Below are 10,970 nucleotides of genomic sequence, written 5' to 3'. Positions count from 1 at the left end.
GACGAAGAAGCAACAGAAGATGAGGAAGCAGTAGAAGAAGACGAAGAAGCAACAGAAGATGAAGAAGCGGTAGAAGAAGACGAAGAAGCAACAGAAGATGAAGAAGCAGTAGAAGAAGACGAAGAAGCAACAGAAGATGAGGAAGCGGTAGAAGAAGACGAAGAAGCAACAGAAGATGAAGAAGCGGTAGAAGAAGCCGAAGAAGCGACAGAAGATGAAGAAGCAGTAGAAGAAGACGAAGAAGCAACAGAAGATGAGGAAGCGGTAGAAGAAGACGAAGAAGCAACAGAAGATGAAGAAGCGGTAGAAGAAGACGAAGAAGCAACAGAAGATGAAGAAGCAGTAGAAGAAGACGAAGAAGCAACAGAAGATGAAGAAGCAGTAGAAGAAGATGAGGATGCAACTGAGGAAGAAGAAACAACAGAAGCAGAGAGCAATACTGAAATTGATACAAATGTTGAAGCAGAGCAATATATCCAAATCATAAATCCGGAAGTAGTAGAGCTTTCTACAGAAGGATCCTCTGATGAAGATGGCGGCGAAGAAGAATAATTTAATATAATGACACAAAATAGAGAGGCTCCTTTTTGGGGCTTCTTTTTTATCCTTTAGGAAAATTAAACTTTACTAAAGGATCAAGTATATGACCAAAAGGAATCGGAGGCAAGCCGAGTTTTTCTACCATTTCTGGGTCTGGCCCCGCGAAAAATCCCACAGTATTTGGTTTGGCTAGTATTTTCCGTTTTACGGCTAGTAAATGCCGAAGTTTGGCTAGTAAATGGGTTCGCACGGCTAGTATTTCGCTTCCAACGGCTAGTAATGGAAAATAAATGGAAATCCAAAAGCGATATATAACGATTTATCAAGCCAGGATCGGTCTAACAAGCATGATTATATCTAAATCTATGAAAAACAATAAGATTAACGAGCAAATCATTGGGGAAAAACATCAACGAAACAATTTCTAATCAAAAACGAAAGAGAGGCTGATCTGTATGGGACTTATACTATTTTTAATTATTGGAGGTCTGATCGGCTGGCTGGCAGGCGTTATTCTTGGGAAAGATGTGCCCGGCGGAATCATTGGCAATATTGTAGCGGGCGTCGTTGGTGCGTGGATTGGCGGTAATCTTTTTGGAGCATGGGGGCCGTCCGTTGGTGGAATGGCTATTTTTCCTGCTCTTTTAGGTGCCATTATTTTTATTGCGATTTTAAGTTTGATTTTAAAAGCTATTAGAAAATAAGGCGTGCCCCGTTGAGAAAGCGGGGCTTATTTTATATTTTCGGAAGGTTTAACTTTGTTAAAGGATCAAAGTATATGGCATTCACCATAAGGACTTAGCAGTAAGCAAAGTTTTTCAAAGAAGTGTTATAGAATGCGTCCCTTGCTCTTCGAACCGCAGAATTAGTACTTTCTCCACATATGCTACTCTCACAGAATGAAGCACATCCCGAATTCCTCCTTAATCTTTCTCCTAAAAACAAGGGTTTCTTCAAAAAGCATCCATGCTCTTATTACTGTCAATCAAACGATTGATTAACATAAAAAGGGCTGCTCTATTGCTAGAACAGCCCTGTGTTAGTAGAAACTTCATCCTCTATGAAGAGTTATTGTTTTGGTTGCTTCGCGCCTCGCCGCCTTTTTGACCAATATCTTTATAGAACTCCTTGTCATGCTCTTTGGAGGTCGTTTCTCCGCCTTTTTGTCCGATGTCTTGATAGAATTCTCTATCGTGTTTTTCGGAAGTCGTTTCGCCGCCTATTCGTCCAGCTTCGTTCACGGTCATTTTTCTGTTTTCATTATTCTTGTTCGCCATCTTTATCCATCTCCTTTTATATCGTTTAAGGTGAGGATGAAGTTATAAATGGTTATTCACTGCAGCGGAAAATGTTAAACATAAAATATAAAATTATTTTTGAGCTATATATAATGTTCCGTCTTTTTGAAGTTCGGCATAAAAAACGTCGGAGATTGAAGACAGGCCGGATTGATGGACCTGTTCTTCTATCCAATGTTCTTTCACATTTAATTTTGCTATGTTTTTGCGATTGAGTTTTCCATCAGATACCACTTCAGTTGGCAAGATAGCGGGTGCTGCTGAGGTGAAGGCAGGATTTATGTCTTCTTTTGACGCCGTTTGCTTATGTTCTTTTTTCATCACCGACAAGTTGCCGTCGGTTTCTAAGATCGCAAATTCCACTTCTGAAATGGCAAAAGCATTTTTTTGGCGCAGCAATGCTTTTAGAGCATCCACGTCTAAGCGTACCCGTTGAAGGGCCTGTCTCAAAATTTGTCCATTTTTTATAACTAGGACGGGGTCTCCTTCAATAACTTTCCGAACGTTTTTTGATTTTATATCAATCCATCCCATCGTAACGGTGAATACAGCCCATCCTGTCATTGCTATGATTCCATTACGAATATTAACGTCAGCACTCAATATAAAGTCGGCTCCAATCGATCCGATAGCAATACCGGATACAAAATTAAAATAGGTCAGCTGCCTCAGTTCTTTTCTGCCCATTATCCTTGTTAAAAGCAGCAAAATAAGAAAAGTACAAGCTATACGTACAATCAGCTCTGTTAGAGACACTTCTTCAATCCCTCCTTTCCGAGTTAGTTTTTTCCATGATTTTCTTTCTTCATACCAACAGCGGAAAACCTAGTTCAAAAATTTACTTTTCCACTAGGTCACATCCGCTAAAATCACTTCAAAAAGATATCAACGCGATTTTACATGTTTATAACAAGCTGCTATTTGGAAAAGAAACATAGATAACTACATGTCGGGTTGGAAAAGAGGTGGGAGTTTGGATAGAAATGAAAAAAGGTCGCCTGGATTGGTATTTTATGTAAGTTTTTCTATTGTGGCAGTCTTTGTGATGTGGGGAGCTTTTTTCCCTAATCTCTTAAGTCAGGTGACAAACACTGGTTTGAACTGGGTCATGGATCAGTTCAGCTGGTTTTATATGCTCGTTACTACTCTTTTTGTCGGTGTATGTTTATACCTTGCTTTTGGACCCTACCGGCATATTAAGCTTGGAAGAAAAGACGCCAAGCCGGGCTATTCTTTTTTTACATGGCTGGGACTGCTTTTTGCAGCGGGGATGGGAGTAGGACTTGTTTTTTGGGGTACTGCAGAACCGGTGTTACACTATATTGATCCGCCTCCAGGCTACGATCCTAAGACAGAAGCAGCGGCAGAAGCTGCATTAACATACAGCGTTTTTCATTGGGCTCTGCAGCCTTGGGCTGTATACGCAATTATTGGTTTAACGCTTTCTTTTTTCAAGTTTAGAAGACAAAGACCGGGATTAATCAGTCATGCATTTTATCCATTAATAGGAAAAAAAGCAGACGGGCCAGCGGGGAAAATCATAAATATTTTTGCCACGCTTGCTACAGGCATTGGGGTAGCTACTACATTTGGACTCAGTGCCATGCAAGTAAGCGGAGGTTTATCTGAAGTCTTTGGAACACCAAACAATCAGATAAGTCAGCTGGTTATTATCGCCATTATTACTGTGCTGTTTATGGTATCGGCTGTATCTGGCGTAGACAAGGGGATTAGGTATTTAAGTATCACCAATCTCATTATCGCCGCAGTTTTATTAGCAGCTGTACTTGTGTTAGGACCTACTATCTTTTTATTAGAAAGTTTTACGACAGCAACAGGACAATATATAGAAAACTATGTTTCTTTAAGTTTATCGCTTGAACCTTATTCTGATGGAGCTTGGAGAGGAGAATGGACGATCTTTTTCTGGTCTTGGGTGATAGCCTGGGGTCCTTATGTCGGAATGTTTATTGCAAGAATTTCGAGAGGGCGAACCATTAGAGAATTTATTTTTGGTGTTCTGTTGGTGCCAGCTCTTCTGGGGGCTCTCTGGTTCACGGTTATGGGTGGTACTGCTTTAAATATGCAAATCGTAGAAGGGTTGGATTTAGCCAGCCAGGCAGAAAAAAGTGAAGAGGTAACTTTTTTTCTTATGCTTGAAAATTTACCAATTGGTCTCACTCTGAACTTGCTTGGCTTACTATTGATCACTATCTTTTTTATTACTTCAGCGGATTCAGCAAGTTATGTATTAAGTGTGCTTTCATCAAAGGGGACCTTAAACCCGAAAGCTATCACAAAACTGGCCTGGGGATTTTTAATATCTATTACTGCAGCTGTCCTCTTATTAAGCGGAGGCTTAGAAGCGCTTAGAGCAGTTGCTATTATAGCAGCCCTGCCTTTTGCTGTTATTATTCTCGTCATGATTGTTTCTCTCATTAAAGCACTGAGAGAAGAAGTAAAGTAAGTCTGTACGTTTCAAAAAAAGGAAAAAGGAAAAAGAAGGGAACAAAAGGAGGGAGTGAGATGGAGGTAAAAAAACAGCAAGAAATAGATCATATGTATGAGACGTTTTCAAAAGTAGAGGAGTTGATAACAGAAGTGCACAGAAGCCCTCTTATGGATCCGCTCGGAATACGGCAGTACCTGTAATTTATGCTCGGTAGGATGCGGGTGCGAAATAGCAGTGAAAGACGAAAAGATCGTAGGAGTGAAAGGGAAAAAAGAACATTCTATTAATCTTGGCCGGCTTGATCCGAAGGCTGAATATCAATGGCTTCCTAATAATAGTGACGATCGTTTGCTTCATCCGCTTATCCGTAATACACAAGGAGAATTAGAAAAAGCATCATGGGAAGAAGCAATGGATCTTATCGTGCAAAAAGCAAAAGATGTCATGAAAGAAAAAGGCGGAGACGGGGTAGCTATTTTGTGTAGCGATAAACAATATTCACTTAATGCGAGGTTTAATAGGAAAACCAGGCAGCGGCCCATTGCACATGGCCGGACAGCCAAGTTCATCGAGTAACCGGACCGTCGGAGGTGTTGGCACGTATCCCGGCAATCGCAATCCCGAAAATCCTGACCATCTCCGCGACATTGCAAAACTGTGGAATGTAGAAGAATCCAGTTTAGCAGTAGGGCCTGAAAAAGGGATCATCAAACAAATGGAACTGATGGAAAATGAACAAATTGGTTTTTTCTGGAATATCCATACGAATCCGCTCGTTTCTCTTCCTAACTTGCCAAGAGTTAAAAAAGCGATGGAGAAACCATTTGTCGTTGTGCAGGATCCTTTTCTTACCGAAACAACAGAAGTGGCGGATGTTGTACTTCCTCCAGCAATGTGGGGGGAGAAGGAAGGAACGATGGAAAACGCGGATCGCACCATCAATCTATTAAGAAAAGCAGTAGAGCCGCCAGCAGGAGTGAAAACGGATTTTGAAATTTTAGTAGAATTCAGCAAACGTCTTGGTTTAAAAGATAAAGATGGTAATCCGCTTGTCAATTACTCGTCGCCGGAAGAAGCTTTTGAAGAATGGAAAAATATTTCGGAAGGCCGGCCCAGTGATATGACCGGTATGACTTATGACAGATTAGAAAAAGAAAACGGCATTCGCTGGCCGTCAACGAGGGAGAATCCCAAAGGAAAAGTTCGCTTGTATGAAGACGGCTGGTTTCCTACAAAAGCAGATTATTGTCAGAGCTACGGAAAAGATATTGTCACCGGACGTCCCAAAACAGAAAAAGAATATAAAACGATAAAAGCAGAAGGAAGAGCTATTTTTCATCCAACCAGACACCTGGGTGCTGCAGAAAAACCAGGAGAGGATTTCCCTTTATGGCTTAACACCGGAAGGCTCTTATGGCAATGGCACACCCGTACAAAAACGGCCCGTGCCCCAGAACTTCATGATAAAGCTCCGAAAGCCTACGTAGAAATTCATGAAGACGATGCAAAAACCTTAAGCATTGAACATGGAGAAACGGTTAAGGTCATATCCCCAAGGGGTTCTATTGAAATCCCGGCAAAAGTTGGAACGGAAATGAAAAAAGGAGAAGTATTTGTTCCGTTTCATTACGGGGAATGGGAAGAAAACCAGGCGGCAAATCAATTAACCATGGATATCATGGACGCTGTGTCACACCAGCCTATTTTAAAACATTCCTCATGTCGGATTGAAAAAATAGCAGTGGAACACCAATCGCAGTAAAATTTTTCAAAATGAGAACAGCAGGGGATATGCAATCGCTGACATGTTTTTTATACTTTAAGGGTCAAAGTATTAGTAAAAACTACGACTTCCTCATAGGGATTGGCGGTAAGTCTAGTTTTTCTAATAATAACGAGGAAGATGATATGAGGGGGAGAAAATGATGAAAAAACAAGAATTTATACCGTTGCAGATGGAGTGTACACTGTTATTTCAATCAAATCCGTATATGGTTGAAAACATTGAAGGGTTAGAGCAAAAATTAGGAAGAAAAAAAGAGGAAATTTTGCCAGTGCTTGAAATATTAGTGCAGCAAGGGATTATTCAAAGAACAGAAGATAAAGCGCTGCCTCTTTTTCGGTACAAGGAGCCTGTCGTTACAAAAGATTTAGAAATACCAAGTGAGTTGGAAAATACATGAAACAACTCTCAGGTATTGTTCAAGAGGTATTAAATACGTATGCTTCTTTTCTTGACATAAACATCGCAGTTACAGATCGAGACGGTACATGGCTTTTATACGAAAAAGGGAATAATCCGCTTTGTGATCTTCTTCTTACACGGACACAAGTTGAAATAGAGAGCCGAATAAAAGATATTATTGATTCAGGATGGTATGGCTCTCGCCCTTTCTTATATGATATTCTTCCGGGCGTAAAGGTTGGGATTGCGCCGATTATAATAAGAGGTAAGCCTGAATACTATTTATGGGCTGGTATGATGGTAGAAAAAGAAGCCTCATCACTAATTAAAGATTCCCTCGTCCCCTCTTACGGAAAGGATACGAACTGGGACTTGCTTCTCGAACAAACAGTAGATATAAACATGGCGCAAGAACGAGAAATAACAAACAAACTAGACAATCTCTCAAAGCTTATCGCTTTAAGCATAGAGGAAGATCAGGTCCACCATGCGCGTAAAAAACAAATCAATGTATTTAAAAAAGCAGCTAAAATCGATTTAGTGAATAAACAGCTGTTACATGGCTTTATGGAGAGTATGCCTGAATGTGATTTTATTGGAATGGCAAGCAGGAAAACAGAAGATGAATACGAGGTGGTGCATGCGATAGGGGAAGGTGCAAATGTACTTGAACATTCTTCGTTTCAAACCGGTGAAGGATTGCTTGGCCGCGCTCTCCTAACTGGAACTCCTATTAAATGGGAAGGTATTGAAAAAGACCCTCGGGCTTATTTTTTTCATAAACATGGCATTTACCCAAAATCTCTATTCTGTTTTCCTGTCAAAACAAATGATAGGATCACTATCCTATTATTTGGCGGGACCCTCTCACATGAGACCATACCAGAGGAAGTGTTTAAAGCAGGGGAAGCTCTTTCTTCCATCCTTGAAACGAACCGTTTGGCCCAGTTTTTACGAAAAGAAAACACCCAGCAGATGTACCGGTTAACGTCATTGGTAGAAATTTGTAAATATATGGTCGCTGCTCCTAATCTGAAGCGTCTTTTATATATTCTTGTAGATATTAGCCTTAATGTCGTAAAAGGGCCATTTTCATGTGTATTGTTCAAGCAAGCTGGTAATGAAAAAATTCAGCTTGTATCAAGAGGCAGTATGAAAGGGAAAAATGAAGAGTATGCAAAAGACGTGGTACAGCGCCATTTTTCAGTAAATGTAAAACCAGGCAGTACAGATGTCCTGCCAGAACCATGTATTACAAAAACAGATTGGGGAGCACCGGTGTTAGAGTGTCCCTTGTACTGCCGGGAAGAAATGCTTGGTGTGCTATGCGTAGGAACAACACATAGTACAGAACATCAATTAAACGAGCTTAAAGCATTTTTTCATACGCTTGCAATTATTGGAGGAGTCTCCCTTAAGTTAACAAAAGAAGCAAGGGGGGCCCCTGAGCAGGTTCAAATAGAAACACTTTATCACGCCATTAGAGAGTTTGATCCTGCAGGTTTTTCAGAAGTTCAATCTGCCGTTAAGTTAGCAAAAGAATTTTCTTTTAAAATGGAATTCCCACAAAAAGAAACGAACACCATAATAGATGCTTGCCGACTGTTTGTGTACACCACTGCGTTTATAAAAACTACGCTCAAAAACAGCCGCATTCCATTTATTATGGAACAAGGGCAAGCATTAATGGAACATACTCAGGAATCAAAAACGATGGACTCTTCACGAGAAGCTCAAGTATTTGCATTAATTGTGACATATATAAATAATAAAGAGGACATTGAGGCTGTCAAATCTTTGCACCAAGTAGATGAGGAAATGCTGCAAAGGTTTGCCGCTTTTTTAGAAGAAAAAGATATTATCGAATACGAATTCAGCTTTTCAGAAGAAACGGAAAGTGAGCAAGCTGCCGTACCCGCTGTTGAGGCCGTAAACAAAAAGATTAAATTATCGCCCAGAGAAGAAGAAGTGCTTGAACTCATCCTGCAAGGGTTAAACAACCGGGACATCGCACGAGAATTATATATCAGCGACCACACAGTGAAAAATCACGTCACAAAAATTTATCAGAAACTAGGTGTCTCCGATCGAGCCAACGCGATATCAAAGGTCTATCAATTAAAATATGAAAAAGTTCGTTCGTAACTCTCTCTGTTTAGAAAGCAGAGGGAATTTTTTTGTCTGGAAACGGGGGACGAGCATTATGAGATGAAAGAATGTACAAATGTGGTGGAAAGCATTTTATAACTAGGAAAGCTGCATGAACTTAACTCCATGCAGTATCAACCTGAAAATATGGAAGGGGAGAGACCGAAAAAAATGCGCAAAAACGAGAAAGATAAGCAGTCATAGTGGGAAGTGGATCATAAAGAAGCAAAAGGGGCACATAAATTGCAAATCGAAGTTCGAAGTCCGAGGGTGATTTAAAACACCGCACATAGGAGGGGTCAAACCCTGCTTGGGGAAGGTGAAACAAAGGGGAAAGTGCAAAAAAGAAAGGCAGAGGAAAAGCTGCTCGTATGGAAAAAAAGATATGCATACAATAACATTCGTCTCAGGCACCAATCGTCTAGAAGGAGGCAGTCTTGAACAGGAACATTTTAGGACTTCCTTTGTAAAAAAATCAAATAAGTATGAAAAAAGGATGTTATATAAGGATAAATTTTACTAATAATAAGCTGCATATCCTTATTTAGTACCAGGATAAATTTCTAAAAAATGGATTATGGTCCAAATTTTATAGAAATAATAGATTAGACTCTAATAAATAAGGGAAATACCACTTAAACAATGAACCATTTTTCTTAAAATGACCATTGGCAGTATAGGAAGGCATTCCTATAGCACTGAAAAAGGAAATAATAGGAATGGCGCGGGATATTCACTTCCCTACTATCGTCGTATACTAAGCATTGTAAGAAACGCATTGGACTCACAATGATAGTAAAAAAGACATAAAGGCCGGGGGGGGGCTTAAGATGAAATTACTCAATCTTCACACGAATCAGATGGTTGCTGAGGAGGTGAAAGGAGCGTATGCATTTGTAAAAAGATTAAAAGGATTAATGTTTACAAAACAGATTCCCGAGAATTTTGCACTTCATATAGCTCCTTGTCCATCCATTCACACGTTTTTTATGAAGTATCCCATTGATGTTCTATATCTCAATAATCGTCATGAAATCGTGGGGATGGAAGAGGAAGTAGCGCCTGGGAAGTTTGGCAAAAGGTTTCGAGGCACCCGATCTGTAGTCGAACTGCCGTCTGGCAAAATTAAAACTTCTAATGTGAAAGTCGGACAGATCCTGGCCTTTGTGGAGGATATAGATAAGCAAGTGAGTTGAAAAAGTAATTATTCATTAAAAGGAGAGATTCACATGTTAGATAAATTAAAAGGTTTGTTTTTAGAAGAAGAAGGACAAGGCATGACAGAGTACGGGTTGATCCTTGGTTTGATCGCAGTAGGAGTTATTGTGGCTCTAATAGCTTTAGGAGACGAAATTGCAGGATTTTTCCAAAATCTAGTGGATGAATTACCCGGCGATGGCGCATAAAAGATATCAATAATAAAACTACTATTAGGACCCTATCATAAAAATATAGGGTCCTTTTCAAAGTAAAACGACGCTCGATAAATGAAGGAAAGGATGGCCGTTGTGATTGATATACTGCTGCTTATTATTCTATTAATCTGCGTTGTCACTGACGTAAAGAGCCGTAAAATTTACAACACCGTAATTTATCCGGGGATCATTTTGGCATTTGTCTTTCACGCAGTTAACTCAGGCTGGGATGGGTTTCTGCATTCTTTCCTTGGTTTTTTGATCGGGCTTGGTCTTCTTTTCATTCCTTACTTAATGGGGGGAATGGGTGCAGGAGATGTGAAACTGCTGGCTTTAGTTGGCGCGTTAAAGGGCGGAGCATTTGTATTTCAAACCTTTATCTATATGGCACTGGTTGGAGCGGTCATGGCTTTAGCCATTATTCTCATGCGGCGTGGCATTCTATTTTCTCTTCTTTATAAATTCTCTTCGAAAGAATCTCTTTCTGCTACGTATCCATATGGGGTAGCTATAGCAGGTGGAGCCGTGATTAGTTTGTTTACTGAGGGTGTGCTGTTCCTATGATCAAAAGAGAGGACGGACAGTCGCTCGTGGAATTTGCGCTTGTTTTACCTTTAATCATTTTAATGATCGTTGGTATGGTGGATTTTGGCCGGGTGCTTTACACCCATTTGCAATTAGAGCTTGTTACCCAAGAAGCGGTGAGAATCGGAAGTTTTGGTGAAAGCGATACTGCTATTGAACAGTACACGAGAGAAAATTTTCATGCAGGAGATTCTTCTGCACTTACAGTGAATGTTAGCCCCGAAACAAGAAATCCTGGGGATTATTTGACAGTGGAAGTATCTTATCCGACAACGCTTTTGTCCCTGTTTGGAGACTATTCTATCTCCTATACCGTAGAAACTAGTTCAACGATCCGGGTGGAATGA

At 40.2% G+C, this 10,970-nt stretch carries 14 protein-coding genes; 12 read left to right on the top strand and 2 right to left on the bottom strand.

What is annotated here, in order from left to right; all coding sequences use genetic code 11:
• Positions 1-552: hypothetical protein (locus tag FZF09_RS18025; protein ID WP_199256821.1), on the top strand; the 552-nt coding region annotated here is incomplete at its 5' end.
• A 443-nt stretch (positions 553-995) separates the two neighbouring features.
• Positions 996-1,244 (top strand): GlsB/YeaQ/YmgE family stress response membrane protein, encoded by a 249-nt coding sequence (locus FZF09_RS18020; protein ID WP_158737983.1) that lies wholly within the window; start codon positions 996-998, stop codon positions 1,242-1,244.
• Between the two features lie 354 nt (positions 1,245-1,598).
• Here FZF09_RS18020 and FZF09_RS18015 read toward each other — a convergent pair whose 3' ends face one another.
• Both FZF09_RS18015 and FZF09_RS18010 read right to left on the bottom strand, forming a co-directional pair.
• Positions 1,599-1,817, bottom strand: coding sequence for a KGG domain-containing protein (locus FZF09_RS18015; RefSeq protein ID WP_158737982.1), 219 nt, complete (start codon positions 1,815-1,817; stop codon positions 1,599-1,601).
• 93 nt (positions 1,818-1,910) lie between these two features.
• Positions 1,911-2,594 (bottom strand): YetF domain-containing protein, encoded by a 684-nt coding sequence (locus FZF09_RS18010; RefSeq protein WP_158737981.1) that lies wholly within the window; start codon positions 2,592-2,594, stop codon positions 1,911-1,913.
• Between the two features lie 217 nt (positions 2,595-2,811).
• Between FZF09_RS18010 and FZF09_RS18005 the strand changes: the two genes are divergently transcribed.
• The 10 genes from FZF09_RS18005 to FZF09_RS17970 all read left to right on the top strand — a co-directional run bounded on the left by FZF09_RS18005 (position 2,812) and on the right by FZF09_RS17970 (position 10,970).
• Positions 2,812-4,305 (top strand): BCCT family transporter, encoded by a 1,494-nt coding sequence (locus tag FZF09_RS18005; RefSeq protein WP_233269548.1) that lies wholly within the window; start codon positions 2,812-2,814, stop codon positions 4,303-4,305.
• Positions 4,306-4,364: 59 nt separating this feature from the next.
• Positions 4,365-4,490, top strand: coding sequence for a hypothetical protein (locus FZF09_RS23150; RefSeq protein WP_255450608.1), 126 nt, complete (start codon positions 4,365-4,367; stop codon positions 4,488-4,490).
• Between the two features lie 34 nt (positions 4,491-4,524).
• On the top strand, positions 4,525-4,866 hold the full coding sequence (locus FZF09_RS22865) for a molybdopterin-dependent oxidoreductase (RefSeq protein WP_233269547.1): 342 nt from the start codon (positions 4,525-4,527) through the stop codon (positions 4,864-4,866).
• Positions 4,796-6,052 (top strand): molybdopterin oxidoreductase family protein, encoded by a 1,257-nt coding sequence (locus FZF09_RS18000; protein WP_233269546.1) that lies wholly within the window; start codon positions 4,796-4,798, stop codon positions 6,050-6,052. The genes FZF09_RS22865 and FZF09_RS18000 overlap by 71 nt, the downstream gene beginning before the upstream one ends.
• A 160-nt stretch (positions 6,053-6,212) precedes the next feature.
• Complete coding sequence (locus FZF09_RS17995) at positions 6,213-6,473, top strand: hypothetical protein (RefSeq protein ID WP_233269545.1); 261 nt, start codon at positions 6,213-6,215, stop codon at positions 6,471-6,473.
• The gene (locus FZF09_RS22675) at positions 6,470-8,620 is read left to right on the top strand and encodes a response regulator transcription factor (RefSeq protein ID WP_199256820.1); all 2,151 of its coding nucleotides are present in this window, start codon (positions 6,470-6,472) and stop codon (positions 8,618-8,620) included. The genes FZF09_RS17995 and FZF09_RS22675 overlap by 4 nt, the downstream gene beginning before the upstream one ends.
• Before the next feature lie 833 nt (positions 8,621-9,453).
• Positions 9,454-9,819, top strand: a complete 366-nt coding sequence (locus FZF09_RS17985; RefSeq protein WP_158737979.1) for a DUF192 domain-containing protein — start codon at positions 9,454-9,456, stop codon at positions 9,817-9,819.
• Between the two features lie 33 nt (positions 9,820-9,852).
• Positions 9,853-10,029 carry a Flp family type IVb pilin gene (locus tag FZF09_RS17980; RefSeq protein ID WP_158737978.1) on the top strand — a complete coding sequence of 59 codons (177 nt, stop codon included), beginning with the start codon at positions 9,853-9,855 and terminating at the stop codon, positions 10,027-10,029.
• Positions 10,030-10,122: 93 nt separating this feature from the next.
• Positions 10,123-10,602, top strand: coding sequence for an A24 family peptidase (locus FZF09_RS17975; protein ID WP_158737990.1), 480 nt, complete (start codon positions 10,123-10,125; stop codon positions 10,600-10,602).
• Entirely contained in the window at positions 10,599-10,970 is a 372-nt protein-coding gene (locus tag FZF09_RS17970; protein WP_158737977.1) for a TadE/TadG family type IV pilus assembly protein, read from the top strand. Before FZF09_RS17975 ends, FZF09_RS17970 begins: the two co-directional genes overlap by 4 nt.

It is taken from the genome of Alteribacillus sp. YIM 98480 (genome assembly GCF_009765375.1).
GTDB lineage: Bacteria > Bacillota > Bacilli > Bacillales > Marinococcaceae > Alteribacillus.
The sequence above is the reverse complement of the archived record's forward strand: the minus strand, read 5'-3'. Positions and strand labels throughout refer to the sequence as shown.